Source organism: Paenibacillus selenitireducens, assembly GCF_002021565.1.
In the GTDB taxonomy this organism is placed as follows: domain Bacteria; phylum Bacillota; class Bacilli; order Paenibacillales; family Paenibacillaceae; genus Paenibacillus_K; species Paenibacillus_K selenitireducens.
In genome coordinates, this window is the sequence record NZ_MSZX01000002.1 from 702,884 (window position 1) to 720,018 (window position 17,135).

Sequence of the window (17,135 nt, forward strand, 5' to 3'; positions counted from 1 at the left end):
ATCATGGAGCATGTCATGAAAAGGGATTTGATTGTTATTGGCGGTGGACTTGGCGGATGTATGGCTGCGCTAGCATCGGCCAAGATGGGATTCCATGTGGTGTTAACCGAAGAGACCGATTGGCTAGGCGGACAATTAACAAGTCAGGCCGTGCCGCCGGATGAACATCCATGGATCGAACGGTTCGGATGCACCGCTTCGTATCGTGAATTTCGAGATCGCGTTCGTGCTTATTATCAAGCCAATTATCCGTTGACGGAAGACGCAAAGGGCAATAAGCTTTTGAATCCAGGCAATGGTTGGGTTAGCCGATTGTGCCATGAACCGAAAGTGGCGAAGCGGGTCCTAGAAGACATGATGGCTCCGTACATCCATAGCGGGCGCATCCGCGTGTTATATCAATACCGTCCTGTGGCGGCTGCGTCTGACCAAGATCAAGTCACGTCCGTAACCGTTGAATCCCTCGTATCGGGTGAACGGCATGTTTTACAAGGACAATACTTCATCGATGCCACAGAATGCGGGGATGTTCTTCCCCTTGCGGGTGTTGAGTTTGTCATGGGAGCAGAAGGGAAATCTACAACACTTGAGCCGCACGCTAGTGAAGAAGCGAATCCGCTGGATATGCAAGCTTTTACTTATGTATTTGCTTTGGATTATCTGGAGGGGGAAGATCACACGATTGACAAGCCGGAGAACTATGAATTCTGGCGTGATTTTGTTCCACGTTCTTCCCGGTTCCCGTTATTAAGCTGGTACGCGAATGATGCCGATGATACGACGGAATTCAGAGAGTTTACCTTATTTCCGAATGATCGGGGTCTAATGCCGTTATGGACGTACCGCCGCATCATCGATACGTCGATATTCGATACACCATTGTACGATAGTGATATATCGTTGATCAATTGGCCTCAGAACGATTATTTCTTAGGTCCGATTTACGGGGTTCCTGAAGATGTGAGACAGCACCATATCGAACAGGCGAAGCAATTAAGCCTCTCCGTGGTGTATTGGCTGCAGACGGAGGCACCTCGTCTTGACGGAGGAAAAGGATACCCGGGGTTGCGATTGAGAAAGGATGTGCTGGACACGACGGACGGATTGGCCAAGCACCCATATATTCGGGAATCGCGGCGAATCCAAGCGGTCCACACGATTACCGAACATCATGTGAGTAAAGAAATTCGCGGAGAGCAAGGAATATACCGCGTGGATGACAGTGTTGGTGTCGGAAGCTATCATCTGGATTTGCATCTGACAACGGTTACGAATCGCACATTCTACATCCCAACCTATCCGTACGAAATTCCGCTCGGCGCATTGCTGCCGATTCGTGTCAAGAATCTGTTGCCTGCCTGCAAAAACATAGGCATGACGCAGATTACAAACGGCTGTTATCGCTTGCATCCAACGGAATGGAATATCGGTGAATCTGTTGGATATTTGGCAGCGTTTTGTATGCTCCATCAGATTTCGCCGCATGAGGTTCACGCAGACGATGCCCAATTGAAGGCATATCAAGCGCTCCTTTCGAAGCAGGGGATCGAAATGCACTGGCCGGAACATTTGGAAATCTAAACCATGCCTGAAATGCAGGATTCGATTGGAATCACAGATAACAATTGGTATAATCAATCTAAGGTCTCCTTTGTGGAGACCTCTATTTTTATAGGAGGGATTTGTATGTATTGGATTGGTGTTTATTCCACGACACGTGCGAAGCGCATAGGGGGGGAGATCTACTATGAACCATAGTATTTTGAATGGCTCCCGTAACCAGCTCGTGAATCAACTCGTTTACTTAGACGAGGAAAAATCCAATTTCTTAGATCAATATTTCCCAGTGTATGGCAGGGAACGGATTCATATGGAGCAATTGCTGACGTCATATTGCGAGGTCTTGGAGCAAGTTATTGGTGGACTAGATAAAGGTGCGTTGAATTCGGTAGCTCTGATCGGGAGTCAGGTACGACTTCGCTATGTTGAGGACGGGTTCACCGAAAGCTTCACGCTTGTCCATCCGGATCAAGCCGATCCTGAAGCGAATCGCATTTCTTTCCTGTCCCCGATGGGGAAGCAATTGCTCATGACGAAGGCAGAAGGCAACTTGCAGCTTGAAGTGCCGCTTGGTAAAGTGGATGTCAATATTGAGGAAATTAAGTATATGAATGATGGGAAAGTTCAGCGAAACTGATCCGATTCTGTATTGGTATACAGGTTGCGAAAAACAGCCGAAGTCCGTTAATTAACGAGACTCCGGCTGTTTTTTTGTAATTTTAGTCCATCGATGTGATTGTCTGAGCGTCTCAAGGAAATAACTAACAAAGGGAGCAGCTTCATTACACATGGCTTACATAAATGTAAGTTGAATGTTTATGCCGTTTACCCTCATAATTAATTATGATCAAGTGAGCTAGCCGTCCTGTAAGGATTTGCTATCATAGAGGAGATCATCATGAAAAAATCAGATGCACAACAGCATTTCGTTATGCGTAATGTGACGGTATCGGAGATGGAACAATTCTATGACTTATTGAATTATGTGTTCCAAGTCACGAATACCGATATTAAGGAAATTGGAGACGATTTTCTCAAAAACCAAAAACGACCGCTGCTCACGAATTGTGATGTCATCGGATGGTTCGACAAGAATAAATTGGCGTCCCAACTGATGATTTATCCTTTTGAAGTGAACATACACGGGACCTCCTATGCCATGGGAGGCATTACCGGTGTCGGGACCTATCCCGAATATGCGGGACATGGATTAATACAGGCATTGATGCAGGAAGCCTTGCAGCGGATGAGGGCCCAAGGGCAGTCTGTATCCTACTTGTATCCCTACTCGATTCCTTTTTACCGCAAAAAAGGGTGGGAAATTATATCGGATAAAATCCATTACAAAATTCGGGATACACAGCTCCCGAAAGTGTATCCTGTCCCAGGTCGATCGATTCGGGTGGAATGGGGGCATTCGGACATGCAGGATGTATACGATCGGTTCGCCAAGAAGACCAATGGTGCGATGATTCGAGGAACCCTGGCATGGGACGAACGGTTTCGCTGGGAGCGTCATGAGCTCTCTTTTGCCGTGTATTACCGCAGCGATATGGAGCCTTCCGGATATTTATGTTACAAAGTTGAAGATGAAACGTATTATGTGATGGAAATGGTTTATCTGGACAACGAAGCGCGTCAAGGCTTATGGAATTTCATCCATGCGCATTTCTCGATGGTATACCATGTAGAAGGCCAGATTTTTACGAATGAACCCATTGCGTTTTTGCTGGAAGATGGGGAAATAGAGCAGCATATTGCTCCGTATTATATGGCGCGAATCGTGGATGTGGAGCAGTTTTTGATGAAATTTCCATTTGCTGCAGGAAGCACGGGAGAAGTGGTTCTGGGGATTCAAGACCCGATGGCTTCTTGGAATCATGATACATTTGTCATACGATTGCAAGCCGGACAATCGGCTGTTATTACAAGAGAGAAGCGAGAGTATGATGTGTTACTTGATATTCAGACGTTAACAACGATGATGTTGAGCTATAAACGGCCTCGATATTTGAATCAAGTGGGACGGTTACATGCCTCCAAGGAAGTCCTTGAATGTCTTGAAAAATGGATTCCTGCTGATCAGCCGTGGTTCGCAGATTACTTCTAATGAATGAAGGGGCGAGTGAATGAACAAATTTATTCAAAGTAATGGCTTCAAACGATTAATTATCCTCATTAGTATTGCTGCAGTATTATACCTGATGCGAAGTATGATGAATCTCATTCTGATTACATTTATCTTCACATTCTTGATGCACCAGCTGTCGAGTGTCACGACAAAGGGATTGCGACACATTATTCCCGTGAAGGAGAGAGCTGTCGTCGTCACGCTCTATCTTCTTCTTATCTTAGGACTTGTGGCTGTACTGTATAAGTATTTACCGCTCGTCACATGGCAGATATCTCAGCTCGTCGATCTTTTAACAGGCTTCAAGGATAGTCCGACGGATAATTCGATTATGAGTTATTTGGCCGAGGCCTTTCAGAAGTTCGAGTTGGATAAGTATTTGCAACAAGGTTTTGATATCCTGCTGAAGAACATTACGAGCATCGGTAAAGTTAGTATGCAGGTATTTATGGCGCTTATATTGAGCCTGTTCATTCTATTAGAGAAAACCAGAATCATTGAATTTACGGCTAAATTCCATGATAGCAAAATTGGTCCGTTCTACGATGAACTAGCCTTTTTCTGCAAAAAGTTTGTTCGTTCCTTCGGCAAAGTCATCGAAGCTCAATTCGTAATTGCGATCGTCAACTGTGTGTTGTCCGTCATTGTGCTGTGGATTATGGGATTCCCGCAACTTATTGCTTTAGGAATCATGATTTTCCTGCTAGGTCTCATTCCTGTAGCAGGCGTAATTATTTCCCTTATTCCTTTGAGCATTATTGCGTATAGTATTGGCGGGTTTGCGTATATTGTCTATGTTCTTATCTTTGTAGCGGTATTGCATGCGATCGAGGCGTACTTCTTGAATCCGAAGCTGATGTCCGCGAAGACGGATTTACCTATTTTCTATACCTTTATCGTTCTGATTTTTGCGGAACATTTCTTAGGGGTGTGGGGATTGATTATCGGGATTCCGATCTTTATGTTCTTACTCGATGTGCTAGACGTATTACCGTCGAAAGACGAAAAGTTAACTTAACAATGAAAGGGACTGTATCCTTGGATGCAGTCCTTTGTTGTGTTGCGGAGAAGCACAAGGCCTCTCTGGTTATTTGAATATCGAATACATGATAAAACAGATGGCGAACACTGCGATACCAATCGTAGACGTCACAGATAATAATTTAAATAACGTACTGTACAGATCAGAGCTGATATGTTCTCCCTTTTCGTGGGGGAGTGCTCCGTTTTTCTTCACTTCTATCACTCGCTTATCATTTATTGGTTCGGTACACGACAAGAATGGTGCTTCTCTGGTGCTCGGTACCTGAAGGGGTTGACTTAACGATGGAACCGTAACATACATTGATGACTTGTTCCTCGAGTAATCCGGCTAAGAATTCATTGGCTTTGTTCTCCGCGTAAGAGTTATCCGTATCGACAAATTCTTTAACTTGGATCATGGACACACCTCCCCTCTAAAAGTAACATTTAATGTCAAAAATACATAAAAAAAGATCAAGGCATTCCGCAGAGCCTGCGGAATGCCTATACTCAAGCTCAGATTAGCATGTAATATTAGAAGTGTCAACGATCTTTCGTATACATCTGCGTAAATAATTGTGTGATATAGATCACACGAAGAAGGACATCGCATTTGCCTTGGCGAATCCCTTACTAGAAATAAATATTTGGAAATAAATGGGTCGTACAAGGGATGATTCAACTGCAAGTAACAAGCAATGAATAGGAGGTTCATATGGAACGTGTTCGAATTGGAATTATAGGTGTAGGTCAAATTGGTAAGGTCCACTTGAATGAATATGCGGATATGGAGAGCGTTGAAGTTGTCGCCGTATGTGATGTGAATGAACAAGAAGTGCGCCGCGTAGCAGAGAAATTCAACATTCCTAACGTATATACCGATTATCACGAAATGCTGCAACGAGATGACATCCATGCTGTGGATGTGTGTTTGCATAACAACTTCCACGCCCAAGTTACGATTGATGCCTTCCGGGCCGGCAAACATGTCTATTGCGAGAAGCCAATCGCCGGTACTTTTGCCGATGGACAAGCAATGGTGAATGCGGCGCGCGAATGGGATAAAAAGCTTCATATCCAGATGTTCACGCTCTATCAGAGCGAGACGATCGCAGCCAAATCGCTCATTGAAGATGGAAAACTTGGCAAGTTGTATCACGCGAGATCCACGGGATTTCGCCGTCGCGGCCGTCCTTTCGTCGATGGATATGGAACGAAGTTTTTTACACGGAAGGAATTTGCATCCGGTGGGGCGCTATATGATATGGGGGTTTACCATATTTCGCAAATGCTCTATTTACTCGGGTTACCTGAAGTGAAACGGATCTCGGGCAAGGTTTATCAAGAAATGGCGATGGATTCGGCACGCCAGCAGGAAAGCGGCTTTGATGTGGAAGAGTTGGGGCTTGGATTCGTACGATTCGAGAACGGGATCACGATGGATATTATCGAAGCGTGGTCTGTACATCTGGGCAAATTTGAAGGCGGAAGCGTGTTAGGTTCGGAGGGAGGCATTCAACTTCCATCGTATATCGACGGAAGCATGAAATCGCCGTTCAGCTACCATACGACGATTAGTGATATGGATTTCGATAGCACGTTAGACATGCCTGCGATGCGTGAACGCAGAAGAAGGCTTCTAGCCAATGAAGAGGCGTATAGTTCCTCTCACCACCATTGGATCGCGGCGCTGAACAACCAGGTTCCATTGCTGCCAACAGCAGAGCTCGCGCTGAAGACGAGTCTTATCAGTGAGGGGATCTATCTCTCGGACCATCTTGAACGTGAGGTTGCGGCAGACGAAGTTGCAGCTGGGTCCCTTCTTACTATCCAGCAGTGAATTCGTTAAGAACATTATCGATAGGACTTGGGGAGACGATAGAGGTTCTTTCTTAAAAGTTCTGTTATCACAAAAGGACTGCTTCTCCACAAGGGAGGGCAGTCCTTTACGTATGGCTTAGGCTTGGGCTTTTGCGAGTTTGCTGCGTCTCATCTTGATCAGACGGTATCCTGTAAGCAGGGCAGCTGCGAAACAGATGGATGAGGACAGAATGAATACGATACGCATGCCGTATAAGAAAATTTCCGGATGTCCAGGGATGAGGCTGGTTACACGGTGTCCAGCTTGTTGACTCATCATCATAAACAAGACCGTGGTGGCTACTGAAATCCCGACGACCATCCCCATATTCCGAACTAATCCATTGATACTTCCGGCAATCCCGAGTTGATTCTTCGGTACGGTTGACATGAGGAGCGAGTTATTCGGCGATTGGAAGATCCCGTTCCCAGCCCCGAGTGCAACGAATAATACACCCACGAAGATGAGTGAACTATTTCCGTTCAGTGTCATCAAGCCGATTTGTGCGCTCGTCAAGAGAATCAGCCCCCAGAATGTTAACCATTCCGAACCGATTCGATCCGATAGAGCTCCGCTGAGCGGTGCAACGAATGCCATCATGATCGGGAATAACATCAATAAGAGACCCGCCTCATGAGGCGACATACCAAGGATGCCTTGCATATAGAACGGGGTAAGAATGTTGAAGCAGAAATTAGCGACAAATACCAAAAATCCTGTAAGAATGCTAAGCGAGAACAGACTGTTTTTGAAAATTTTTAGTTGGAGCATCGGTTCATCTTTCCGGATTTCGATCCAGATAAAGAGAGCAAAGCTGATGACGGCTAGGATCAAGGAAAATACGATGCCAGGGTTCCCATAACCAACCTGCTGACCAATCAAAATACCGGTGAATAAGGAAATAATAAATACGGCAAAGGTAATCATGCCGGTTACGTCAAATGTTACTTTTCGCGTAGATAGATCGTCCGGCAACAGCTTCCAACCCGCAATAATCAAGATCAGACCAATCGGAACGTTAACCCAGAAAATATATTCCCAACCGAGTGAGGATACGATAAAACCTCCAAGACCCGGTCCGGTAATGCTGCCTAGCGATACGAATGTTCCTAGGAGACCCAGTGCTTTTCCCCGCTCATGAGCAGGAAAGATATCCGTTACAATCCCCATATTGCTTGCCATCGTCATAGAAGCGCCAATCGCTTGAATAATACGGGCGCCGACGAGAATCGGCAAGGAGTGGCTGAATCCACATAGGATAGAGCCGATCACGAATACGATAGCACCGAGCCGGAATACCTTGATTTTTCCAATGCCATCGGCCATTTTACCGAAAAATAAGATAAAGGAACAAATGGTCATTAAGTAACTAGTCACTACCCACTCCGTTTGTGCGACAGCGAGATTTAGATTATTTGAAATTACAGGTAATGCCACGTTCACGATACTGCCGTCAAGGGTTGCCATAAAGGTGAATAGGTTGAGAATAATGAGAATCATCCAACGATTCTTCTGTACTTTGGGATCGTCTTGATACGTTCGAATCGCTATGTTCAAGAGAAAACACCTCACTTTTTTAATCATTAGTTGTGTATGCAACTATTTGCTGTTTATCAGTGTACTTCAATTTAGTTGCGCATGCAACAAAAACTTTGACACGATAGTATGCATGTTCAAGATGAGATGAATCGGCTATGATAGGAAGAGAGAATCCGTGGCACGGGAGGTTTGAGTCATGCAAAAAGAATCGATAGGAAGGCTCATTTCGTTAATAAATCGGCATCATCAAAAGTATTTAACCAAGGCGCTAGAGCCTTACCAAATTGGCTCTGGACAATATGCCTTCTTGAAAGTCATTCTAAGAAACCCCGGAATTAATCAGGATCAATTAACCTATGAATTAAAATTTGATAAGGCAACAACCGCGCGTTCGGTAAAGAAACTGGAGGAAGTCGGCTATATCGAGCGGATTGTCGATGAGAAGGATCGCCGCGCTTTTAAGTTGTATCCAACCCGTAAAGCCAAAGCATTTGAGCCGACACTGCAAGACGTGTTGGGTCAATCGAACGAGAAACTCATTCAGTATTTGCAACCGGAAGAAGAAGAGCAGCTGGTTCGATTGCTCCAAAAAATTAATATTGATCACGGAAAATGAATGAAGGACTGCGACTCGCCGACATGCGGGAGACAGTCCTTTTCTCATTCTTCGATGACCCGCTCTCTTTTATAATATTCACTAGGGGGCATTCCTACGTATTTCTTGAAGACTTTACTGAAATAATAAGGGTCCTCTAGTCCGGTAAGATAGCCAATTTCACCAATGCTTAAATGGGTAGCATCCAGCAGTTCCTTCGCGTGGTTGATTCGCACCTGATTAATATATTTCGTAATCGTATGTCCCGTGATTTGGCTGAAAACCCGGTTAATATAGTCGAAATTGCATTCGAACGCTTGCTCGATATCGGCGCCTGTTATTTTTCGTGCATAGTTGAGATGAATGAAATCGAGCAGCGCATTGACTTTGATTAATGATTTCGTGCTTTTCTGGTGGTTGCTCTCAAGGGCTGTCTTTAAATATTCGCGCGAAATCTCAATGAATAATTCGGATAAACGCATGGCTGTCAGCGTCCGATTGTAAGAACGACCGTGATAGAGCTGGACCATCTCATTCAGGAAATGATAGAAATGCTGAAGACGTGTACTTGTAGAGAACCGAACAAATTTGGGAAGGTAGCAAATAGCGTGCTCAGCGGGCGATGGAACACTCCCTTCTTCCAAGAGAATTCGTCTGGCTAAGGTATGCAAGTCCTCGATTTCAACGGGTTGAATCTCCGTGTGTGTGAAATGAATGTAATAATAATCACAGGCATGCTTCGCCGTTCCTTCATGCTCAAGGTTCGGTTCCAGCAGGAATGAGTCGCCTTTTTTTAGAATATATTCAACGCCATCCTCTTGGATATGCATCTCGCCGCTTTTCATAAAGTAGAGAATATATTCATTGACATTACGTTTGAAATGGAGCCATGGTGTCTTATACGATACATAACCAACCAGCCTAATTTTCGGTAAAATATCCATCGGAATGGCTAGCATAGTCAATCTCCTTCCTGAAGTGAAAAGTCGCTTTTGTACAAAAAGAGTCTTGATCCGACATTCTCAATTATTCTATCACACTCTATACTGAGGTAGAAATTTCAATCGTACTGAGGAAATGGATAGTGGATAATGGAGAAGCTCAAAATCGGTGTCATTGGGCTTGGCGACATTCTAGAGCAGAGAGGGAGTACATATGATATCCCTGAATCTCGTCGGTTTCTTAATCACGAAGAGATACTTAAGGACCCAAAGTTAGATGCCGTGACGATCGGCACACCGAATTGGAATCACTTCAAAGTGGCGTATGATGCCATCCAGTACCGCAAGCCATTCGCACTGGAAAAACCGATTGCATTGGATACCGATGAAGCGGCTATGCTGCGTGATGCGCCGTAATTATCAGCAGATTGAAATTTATGGTACCGAGGGTGCACTCGTCTATAACTTGGAGGCAGAGGATGTCTTACAAGTGAGATTCGAAGAACAAAGGGACACAACCTTTTATCCTGTAGAAATTCCTGACGCGTGCCACACCGGACAGATGCAAGCATTCTTCCGTTTGCTGCGCGGGAGGAGTGACGGCTTGGATGCAACCATCGAGGATGGTTATAGGAATCAAGTTACGCTAGATGCAATGATTCAATCTTGTACAGAAGAACGATGGATTTCAATATCTTAGGAGGTTTATTTTCATGGCTCACATTCAAGTAACTGTATGGAACGAATATCGACACGAGAAACATAACGAAGTTGTAGCAGGCATTTATCCTGAAGGGATTCATAATGCGATTGCTGGATACTTAAAGAAGGAAGATACGTACGAGGTAAAAACGGCTGTGCTGGATGATCCAGATCATGGTCTGGACGACGTTACGTTAGCGAACACGGATGTGCTAATCTGGTGGGGGCATATCGCCCATCAAGAAGTGCGCGATGATATTGTTGAGAAGGTACGCAGCAGAGTCTTGGACGGCATGGGGTTGATCGTGCTTCATTCCGGTCATGCTTCCAAAATTTTCGAGCGTCTGCTTGGGACGAAGACCGGTGCATTGAAATGGCGTGATGACGGTGAAAAGGAAAGAATTTGGGTCATCGAGCCAGGTCATCCCATCGCTGAAGGACTCGGAGAATATATCGAGATTCCGAAAGAAGAAATGTACGGCGAGCGCTTCGAAATTCCTGCGCCGGATGAATTGGTATTCATCTCTTGGTTCGAGGGGGGAGAAGTATTCCGCAGTGGTTGCTGCTATCGCAGAGGACAAGGGAAGATTTTCTACTTCAGACCAGGACATGAGACATTCCCTGTCTATCATCAACCTGAAGTGTTGAAGGTAATTTCGAATGCTGTTCGTTGGGCTGCTCCAACGCAAGGTCCGAGTATAACTTACGGACGAGTAGCACCGATCGAGAACATTGGGAAATAGAGATTCGCAGACATTGGGCATGACATCTTAAGATAAAGCAAACGGGGCAACAAAAAAATGGAATCGTCGCCCGCGTGCGATTGATTCCATTTTTGTTTGTGTTTCTTATGCAGTTTCAATTGCGCTTCTTGGCGTGTAGGCGTGGTGCGTTCAATCGGGAGGATTCCATTCCAAGATCCTCTTTGATTCGTTGGATCGTATTTGCCTTCGCGAATACGTTTTTCTCTTAGCTTTTTGGCTTTCGTTGCTCCCATAGGTAGAGCCCCCTTCAAATATGTGATGTGAAATGCTTACCTACTTATTATACGTAATAGTTGAACAAAAGACATCAGGAATCGCTTGGTGGGTTTACGAGATACCACAGTGGAATCAAGCTCAAGATATGAAATGAAAATGAAACAGTACATTATAGGAGGTACGAGATGACAACAGGTGCATTTTGGCAGGAACAAGTGGTGTATCAGATTTATCCTCGCAGTTTCAAAGATAGCAATGGGGATGGTATTGGGGATTTACAAGGGATTATCAGTAAGCTGGATTATTTACACGAGCTTGGGATCGGCATCGTATGGTTGAGTCCTGTGTACCAATCTCCCAATGATGATAACGGATATGATATTAGCAATTATCAAGCGATCATGGATGAATTTGGAACGATGGCGGATTGGGAAGCGTTGCTGCAAGGACTTCATGACCGCGGCATTAAATTAATCATGGATCTGGTCGTCAATCACTCGTCTGATGAACATGCTTGGTTCCAGGAATCGAAGAAATCAAAGGATAACCCGTATCGTGATTATTATATTTGGAGACCGGGGAAGCCGGATGGCACGGAGCCGAATAATTGGTTATCGTTTTTTGGCGGCTCTGCATGGCAATATGATGAAGCTACGGAAGAATACTATTTGCATCTCTTCTCCCGCAAACAACCGGATTTAAATTGGGAGAATCCGAAGTTAAGACAAGAAGTGTATGACATGATGAACTTCTGGATGGAGAAAGGCATTGACGGCTTCCGCATGGATGTCATCAATTGCATTTCAAAAGCGGACGGATTGCCAAGTGCCGGGACGGATCGGTACAGTTGGGGCGGAGAGTTCTTTATATGCGGTCCAAGACTGGAGCAGTATTTGCAAGAAATGAATGAGCAGGTTTTGTCCCGTTATGATGCAATGTCTGTGGGAGAAATGCCTGATGTAACCCCAGAACGCGCTGCACGGTATACGAATCCCGACAATCATGAAGTGAACATGGTCTTCCAATTCGAGACCATGGGGATTGATTCCGGTGAAGGCGGGAAGTGGAATGTGAAGCCTTGGAAGCTGTCTGACCTGAAGGCTGTTACGAGCAAATGGCAATATGCCTTGAACGGCAAAGGCTGGAACAGCTTGTATCTGAACAATCATGATCAACCTCGCATGGTATCCCGGTTCGGAAATGATACGGAGTATCGGAAAGTATCTGCCAAGATGTTAGCGACCTTCCTGCATACGTTACAGGGGACGCCTTACATTTATCAAGGTGAAGAAATCGGTATGACGAACGTGAAATTCGACAGTATTGAACAATACCAGGACATTGAAACGTTGAATTTCTACCGTGAAGCGGTTGAAGAGCAGGGAGGATCTCCTGCACAAGCGATGGCTTCGATTTATGCGAAAGGCAGAGATAACGCGCGGACGCCGATGCAATGGGATACGTCGGAGCAAGCGGGGTTTACCACAGGGGAACCATGGCTTCGCGTCAATCCGAATTACCATTCGATTAACGTAGCGGAATCGTTGCAGGATGAAGATTCCATCTTCTATTACTATCAGAAACTCATCCAATTGCGTAAGGAGCATCCGATTATGGTGTACGGTGCCTACGATATTCGCGCCGAGGACCACGATCAAATCTATGCCTATACACGTACCCTTGGGGATGAGCGATGGCTTATCGTGCTGAATTTCTCGGATCAAGTTGCACATGTTGATTTACAAGAGGGCGCTAGCGTGTCCGAGCTTATCATTGCGAACTATGACGATGTCACTGTGGAGCCGCAAGCCAAGATGGATTTGCGTCCTTACGAGGCTAGAGTGTATAAGCTGAAGTAAGAATGTATGGGGAAAAGGCCGTGATCAAAGGATCATGGCCTTTTTGTGATTATGTGAAGGAGTGTCTAGGGTAACGAATGTGACAGATACCGTTTATGCTTCGGATATCACATTGAATAATGATGCAGGCATGTTCGAGCTACAACAAGTAAATCCGTAAAGCAGTATCATGATGAAATCATGGCTTATCCTGCATGATTCCATCTTTTGTTTTCTCCTATCGCTTGGAATGAGGTACAATGGGAAGGAAATCAGGATGAGTTCGTGAGACATGAGGTAAGGAGCGCTTCGATGAAGAATCTTTTAGTGACAGGATATCGCGCCCATGAGCTTCAGATTTATAATCAGAAGCATGTGGGAATTGACTATATTAAGAAATGCATCACGAATAAGTTAATTCCCTTGATCGAAGAAGGTCTGGAATGGATGATTACGCCAGGAACGTTCGGCGTGGATCTGTGGGCTTGCGAAGCAGGAATTGCTTTGAAATCGGAATATCCTGATTTTAAAGTATCGATCATTACTGCCTATGCAAATCCCGAGGAGAAGTGGAAAGAAGACAAGCAGAACTATTATCGAGACCTGCTTCGCCAAGTTGACTACTATGCATCGGTTAGCAAAGAACCGTATAGCGGGGGATGGCAACTGAAAGCGCGGGATGATTTACTCTTTCGCAAGACCGATGGAATTCTGATCTTATACGATGAAGATGCAGGGGAAGGCAGTCCGAAATTTTACAAAGAGCGAGCCATAAAGAAACAGATCGAGGAGGGTTATCAGGTTATCAGTATTACGCCGGAAGATATACAAAGTGTAGCAGAGGAAGAGAATCTGCGGTTTATGGAATAGGAGTATGGAGTAGGAGTATGGAATAGGAGCATGAACTACGGATATCTTGGGCACCCATTTAGGGGTGCTTTTTTTTGTAATTCCATAAAAAAGACATAAACAAATAAAACTATTATTTGTTTTTCTTTGTTTATATTGTATTTGTTTTGTAATAGAAGTAAAATAAAAATAGAACAACAGCAGCGAATTTGTATGATTACACAAATTATCGTGGATCTTGGAGCTACGTAGCATGCAACAGAATATATCATTAGGAAATGGAGCAATGACTTGAAAAATCGTACACATTACTAAGTGAAAAATTTCTCAATGCTTGGAATTACCCTCCGGTAACGTATAAATAGGTGAAGAAATCGGAGGAAGATGTTCGACTTAAAGGATAAGCCTTAAATGGAGACAGGGGAGAGAGATGACATGGGTATGATACCTGCTAAGAAAAACGTAAAGGCCTTGGATGTTCCGTTTATTCGAGAGGTTGCTGAAATAACCCAACATATGTGGAAAAATGGGTGGGATGAACGAAATGGCGGCAACGTGAGTTACCTGTTGGAGGAAGCGGAAGTAGCGCAATACTTGGATATTCATCATGTAGAGCGGACGCTGAAGCTTGCATTTCCGGTACCAGAATTAATTGGCAAATACTTCATTGTCACAGGGTCTGGCAAATATTTCAAGAATGTGATGGCTGATCCGGAGGGTAATCTTGGTGTCATTCGTGTAGATCCTTCGGGAGAGCACCTGGAAGTGATCTGGGGGCTTGCCCATCATGCAGTGCCTACAAGCGAGCTGCCCACCCATTTCATGAGTCATATCGAGCGATTGAAGATCGATCCGAACCATCGTGTCGTTATGCATAACCATGCTACGCATGTTCTGGCCATGACGTTCATTCATGATTTAGACGAGCTGAAGCTAACGAAGATCTTGTGGCAGATGTGTACGGAATGCATTGTTGTTTTTCCGGACGGTGTCGGAATTATCCCTTGGACAGTGCCCGGAACGACGGAAATCGGTCGACTAACCGCAGCCAAGATGAAAGATTTCCATGCGGTTATCTGGCCTCAGCATGGAATCTTCGGAACGGGAACCTCAATCGATGAGGCTTTTGGTCTCATTGAAACCGTGGAGAAGGCCGCGCAGATTTTTATGCTGACAGCAGGTCATGAGATCAAGCGCGTGATCACAGATCAACAGCTCTCGGATTTAGCGCAAGCGTTCGGCGTCACCCCTTTGGCTGGTGTATTACATTTACAATAGTTCTACCAATAGATGATGAAAAAGGGAGTGTATTATCAATATGGCAAATCGAATGATACTGAATGAGACCTCATATTTTGGTGCAGGCGCCATTGTACACATCGTGGATGAAGTGAAGAAGAGAAACTTCAAGAAGGCGCTCGTTGTCACCAGTAAAGATTTAATTCAATTTGGCGTTACGACGAGAGTAACCGATATGCTAGATCAACAAGGACTTGCTTACGATATTTATGATGAAGTGATTCCGAATCCAACCATTGCTGTGGTGAAAAAAGGGGTCGAAGCTTTTGCGCAATCCGGTGCCGATTATCTCATCGCCGTAGGCGGCGGATCTCCCCAGGATACGTGTAAAGCGATTGGGATCATCAGTAATAACCCAGAATACGCTGATGTAAAGAGCTTAGAAGGGGCTGTTGATACGGCTCATCCTTCGGTTCCGATCCTTGCCATTCCAACGACGGCAGGAACTGCTGCAGAGGTCACGATCAACTATGTGATTACCGATGAAGAGAAGCGTCGCAAGTTCGTGTGCGTCGATCCGCATGATATTCCCGTTGTCGCTTTCATTGATTCGGAAATGATGGCGAGTATGCCGACAAATCTAAAGGCTGCGACAGGTATGGATGCATTGACGCATGCGATTGAAGGCTATACGACAAAAGGTGCTTGGGAACTGACGGATATGCTCCATTTGAAGGCGATCGAAATCATTGCTCGTTCCTTGCGGGCTTCGGTTCAAGGCGATCCATTAGGCGGAGAAGATATGGCATTGGGCCAATATATTGCGGGCATGGGCTTCTCGAACGTTGGCTTGGGTCTCGTGCATGGGATGGCCCATCCTTTAGGAGCGTTCTACGATACGCCGCATGGTGTAGCCAATGCTATTCTTCTGCCGCATATTATGGCCTATAACGCGGATTACACGGGCGAGAAATTCCGGGATATCGCACGTGCGATGGGAGTTAAGGACACGGAATCGATGTCTATTGGGGAGGCGCGGCAAGCAGCAATCCAAGCCGTTGCTAAGCTCGGTCAAGACGTAGGTATTCCTACGAGACTGCGTGATGTGAGCGCTCGGGAAGAGGATATTTCTGCTCTTGCAGAATCGGCCTTTGCGGATGTATGTACGGGTGGGAATCCTCGGGATACGAGTGTCGATGAAATCGCATCCTTGTATCGTTCGATTTACTAGCATTCTGCATGGAATTGCGTTCTCTTCGGCGCAGTTCCATTTTTCTATTCGTGAATTCATCCATTCAATAGTAAAATAGAAGAATAAAAGCGTGAATAAGGGAAGTGGTTCATCATGAGCAGTAAGACCAATGCGTGCCGCCTGCTGGACAAGCATAATATCGCGTACACCTTGCATGAATATGAAGTGGATGAAGATAATTTGAATGCGATGCACGTGGCTGAGCAGATAAACCTGCCTTGTGAGCAGGTATTTAAAACGTTGGTGCTTCGCGGGGATAAGACAGGGATCTTGATGGCTTGCATTCCGGCCCACAAAGAACTTCAATTAAAAGCGCTAGCGGCCGTTAGTCGGAATAAAAAAGTTGAGATGGTTCCGATGAAAGATATTCTGGGACTCACGGGATATATTCGTGGCGGGGTTTCTCCGATGGGAACGAAGAAAAATTACCCGTTGTTCATCGATGAGACGGCATTGAACCTTGATCCGATTAGCATAAGCGCCGGCAAGCGGGGGTTGCAAATATTTCTGAAGGGTTCGGATCTGATTGAAGTGAGTCAAGCAACGCTTGCTTCGATCACGTAAAAGAAAGATAGAATCCTGCGAAAGGCACAGAGAGCACCCGAGAGGGTGCTCTTCTGTATGT

The 17,135-nt window shown here is 45.1% G+C and carries 18 protein-coding genes; 14 read left to right on the forward strand and 4 right to left on the reverse strand.

The window, feature by feature from the left end; all coding sequences use genetic code 11:
• The 4 genes from BVG16_RS07410 to BVG16_RS07425 all read left to right on the forward strand — a co-directional run bounded on the left by BVG16_RS07410 (position 1) and on the right by BVG16_RS07425 (position 4,709).
• The gene (locus tag BVG16_RS07410; protein ID WP_408635310.1) at positions 1–1,581 is read left to right on the forward strand and encodes an FAD-dependent oxidoreductase; all 1,581 of its coding nucleotides are present in this window, start codon (positions 1–3) and stop codon (positions 1,579–1,581) included.
• Between the two features lie 166 nt (positions 1,582–1,747).
• Positions 1,748–2,197: a GreA/GreB family elongation factor gene (locus tag BVG16_RS07415; protein WP_078497886.1), complete on the forward strand. Its 450-nt coding sequence runs from the start codon at positions 1,748–1,750 to the stop codon at positions 2,195–2,197.
• A 261-nt stretch (positions 2,198–2,458) separates the two neighbouring features.
• Positions 2,459–3,670, forward strand: a complete 1,212-nt coding sequence (locus tag BVG16_RS07420) for a GNAT family N-acetyltransferase (RefSeq protein ID WP_078497887.1) — start codon at positions 2,459–2,461, stop codon at positions 3,668–3,670.
• A gap of 19 nt (positions 3,671–3,689) precedes the next feature.
• Positions 3,690–4,709, forward strand: a complete 1,020-nt coding sequence (locus BVG16_RS07425; RefSeq protein WP_078497888.1) for an AI-2E family transporter — start codon at positions 3,690–3,692, stop codon at positions 4,707–4,709.
• A 235-nt stretch (positions 4,710–4,944) separates the two neighbouring features.
• On the opposite strand, the gene BVG16_RS07430 is transcribed toward BVG16_RS07425, so the two are convergent.
• The gene (locus tag BVG16_RS07430) at positions 4,945–5,133 is read right to left on the reverse strand and encodes a hypothetical protein (protein ID WP_078497889.1); all 189 of its coding nucleotides are present in this window, start codon (positions 5,131–5,133) and stop codon (positions 4,945–4,947) included.
• A gap of 296 nt (positions 5,134–5,429) precedes the next feature.
• On the opposite strand from BVG16_RS07430, the gene BVG16_RS07435 reads away from it, so the two are divergent.
• Positions 5,430–6,554, forward strand: a complete 1,125-nt coding sequence (locus tag BVG16_RS07435; protein WP_078497890.1) for a Gfo/Idh/MocA family protein — start codon at positions 5,430–5,432, stop codon at positions 6,552–6,554.
• A 117-nt stretch (positions 6,555–6,671) separates the two neighbouring features.
• Here the strand turns inward: BVG16_RS07435 and BVG16_RS07440 are convergent, their stop codons facing one another.
• Positions 6,672–8,075, reverse strand: coding sequence for an MFS transporter (locus BVG16_RS07440; RefSeq protein ID WP_233146935.1), 1,404 nt, complete (start codon positions 8,073–8,075; stop codon positions 6,672–6,674).
• A 235-nt stretch (positions 8,076–8,310) separates the two neighbouring features.
• Here BVG16_RS07440 and BVG16_RS07445 point away from each other — a divergent pair, with 235 nt between their 5' ends.
• Positions 8,311–8,730 carry a MarR family winged helix-turn-helix transcriptional regulator gene (locus BVG16_RS07445; protein WP_078497892.1) on the forward strand — a complete coding sequence of 140 codons (420 nt, stop codon included), beginning with the start codon at positions 8,311–8,313 and terminating at the stop codon, positions 8,728–8,730.
• A gap of 44 nt (positions 8,731–8,774) precedes the next feature.
• Here the strand turns inward: BVG16_RS07445 and BVG16_RS07450 are convergent, their stop codons facing one another.
• Positions 8,775–9,668, reverse strand: a complete 894-nt coding sequence (locus tag BVG16_RS07450; protein ID WP_078497893.1) for a helix-turn-helix transcriptional regulator — start codon at positions 9,666–9,668, stop codon at positions 8,775–8,777.
• Between the two features lie 132 nt (positions 9,669–9,800).
• Between BVG16_RS07450 and BVG16_RS33290 the strand changes: the two genes are divergently transcribed.
• From BVG16_RS33290 to BVG16_RS07460, 3 genes are read left to right on the forward strand one after another with little or no spacing between them, the layout of a single operon-like run.
• Positions 9,801–10,067 carry a Gfo/Idh/MocA family oxidoreductase gene (locus BVG16_RS33290; protein WP_233146920.1) on the forward strand — a complete coding sequence of 89 codons (267 nt, stop codon included), beginning with the start codon at positions 9,801–9,803 and terminating at the stop codon, positions 10,065–10,067.
• Positions 10,057–10,350: a Gfo/Idh/MocA family oxidoreductase gene (locus BVG16_RS33295; protein ID WP_233146921.1), complete on the forward strand. Its 294-nt coding sequence runs from the start codon at positions 10,057–10,059 to the stop codon at positions 10,348–10,350. Before BVG16_RS33290 ends, BVG16_RS33295 begins: the two co-directional genes overlap by 11 nt.
• A 13-nt stretch (positions 10,351–10,363) precedes the next feature.
• Positions 10,364–11,095, forward strand: a complete 732-nt coding sequence (locus BVG16_RS07460; RefSeq protein WP_078497894.1) for a ThuA domain-containing protein — start codon at positions 10,364–10,366, stop codon at positions 11,093–11,095.
• On the opposite strand, the gene BVG16_RS07465 is transcribed toward BVG16_RS07460, so the two are convergent.
• Positions 11,056–11,349: a hypothetical protein gene (locus BVG16_RS07465; RefSeq protein WP_078497895.1), complete on the reverse strand. Its 294-nt coding sequence runs from the start codon at positions 11,347–11,349 to the stop codon at positions 11,056–11,058. The genes BVG16_RS07460 and BVG16_RS07465 overlap by 40 nt on opposite strands.
• Before the next feature lie 168 nt (positions 11,350–11,517).
• Here BVG16_RS07465 and BVG16_RS07470 point away from each other — a divergent pair, with 168 nt between their 5' ends.
• The 5 genes from BVG16_RS07470 (at position 11,518) to ybaK (ending at position 17,074) form a co-directional block, all read left to right on the forward strand.
• Positions 11,518–13,191 carry a glycoside hydrolase family 13 protein gene (locus BVG16_RS07470; RefSeq protein ID WP_078497896.1) on the forward strand — a complete coding sequence of 558 codons (1,674 nt, stop codon included), beginning with the start codon at positions 11,518–11,520 and terminating at the stop codon, positions 13,189–13,191.
• A gap of 291 nt (positions 13,192–13,482) precedes the next feature.
• A complete protein-coding gene (locus BVG16_RS07475) occupies positions 13,483–14,040 on the forward strand; it encodes a DUF1273 domain-containing protein (RefSeq protein WP_078497897.1) in 558 nt (185 codons plus the stop codon).
• 414 nt (positions 14,041–14,454) lie between these two features.
• Positions 14,455–15,297, forward strand: a complete 843-nt coding sequence (gene rhaD, locus BVG16_RS07480) for a rhamnulose-1-phosphate aldolase (protein ID WP_144027315.1) — start codon at positions 14,455–14,457, stop codon at positions 15,295–15,297.
• A gap of 40 nt (positions 15,298–15,337) precedes the next feature.
• Positions 15,338–16,489 (forward strand): lactaldehyde reductase, encoded by a 1,152-nt coding sequence (fucO, locus tag BVG16_RS07485; protein WP_078497898.1) that lies wholly within the window; start codon positions 15,338–15,340, stop codon positions 16,487–16,489.
• A gap of 114 nt (positions 16,490–16,603) precedes the next feature.
• Positions 16,604–17,074: a Cys-tRNA(Pro) deacylase gene (gene ybaK / locus BVG16_RS07490; RefSeq protein WP_078497899.1), complete on the forward strand. Its 471-nt coding sequence runs from the start codon at positions 16,604–16,606 to the stop codon at positions 17,072–17,074.
• Positions 17,075–17,135: the final 61 nt, after the last annotated feature.

Bases quoted from the DNA above. Each gene is read 5' to 3' on its own strand.
- BVG16_RS07415 (WP_078497886.1), top strand. From the start codon at position 1,748: ATGAACCATAGTATTTTGAATGGCTCCCGTAACCAGCTCGTGAATCAA.
- BVG16_RS33290 (WP_233146920.1), top strand. From the start codon at position 9,801: ATGGAGAAGCTCAAAATCGGTGTCATTGGGCTTGGCGACATTCTAGAG.
- BVG16_RS07445 (WP_078497892.1), top strand. From the start codon at position 8,311: ATGCAAAAAGAATCGATAGGAAGGCTCATTTCGTTAATAAATCGGCAT.
- BVG16_RS07440 (WP_233146935.1), bottom strand. From the start codon at position 8,075: ATGATTCTCATTATTCTCAACCTATTCACCTTTATGGCAACCCTTGAC.
- fucO (WP_078497898.1), top strand. From the start codon at position 15,338: ATGGCAAATCGAATGATACTGAATGAGACCTCATATTTTGGTGCAGGC.
- BVG16_RS33295 (WP_233146921.1), top strand. From the start codon at position 10,057: ATGCGCCGTAATTATCAGCAGATTGAAATTTATGGTACCGAGGGTGCA.
- rhaD (WP_144027315.1), top strand. From the start codon at position 14,455: ATGGGTATGATACCTGCTAAGAAAAACGTAAAGGCCTTGGATGTTCCG.
- BVG16_RS07465 (WP_078497895.1), bottom strand. From the start codon at position 11,349: ATGGGAGCAACGAAAGCCAAAAAGCTAAGAGAAAAACGTATTCGCGAA.
- BVG16_RS07425 (WP_078497888.1), top strand. From the start codon at position 3,690: ATGAACAAATTTATTCAAAGTAATGGCTTCAAACGATTAATTATCCTC.
- ybaK (WP_078497899.1), top strand. From the start codon at position 16,604: ATGAGCAGTAAGACCAATGCGTGCCGCCTGCTGGACAAGCATAATATC.
- BVG16_RS07450 (WP_078497893.1), bottom strand. From the start codon at position 9,668: ATGCTAGCCATTCCGATGGATATTTTACCGAAAATTAGGCTGGTTGGT.
- BVG16_RS07475 (WP_078497897.1), top strand. From the start codon at position 13,483: ATGAAGAATCTTTTAGTGACAGGATATCGCGCCCATGAGCTTCAGATT.
- BVG16_RS07470 (WP_078497896.1), top strand. From the start codon at position 11,518: ATGACAACAGGTGCATTTTGGCAGGAACAAGTGGTGTATCAGATTTAT.
- BVG16_RS07420 (WP_078497887.1), top strand. From the start codon at position 2,459: ATGAAAAAATCAGATGCACAACAGCATTTCGTTATGCGTAATGTGACG.
- BVG16_RS07460 (WP_078497894.1), top strand. From the start codon at position 10,364: ATGGCTCACATTCAAGTAACTGTATGGAACGAATATCGACACGAGAAA.
- BVG16_RS07435 (WP_078497890.1), top strand. From the start codon at position 5,430: ATGGAACGTGTTCGAATTGGAATTATAGGTGTAGGTCAAATTGGTAAG.
- BVG16_RS07430 (WP_078497889.1), bottom strand. From the start codon at position 5,133: ATGATCCAAGTTAAAGAATTTGTCGATACGGATAACTCTTACGCGGAG.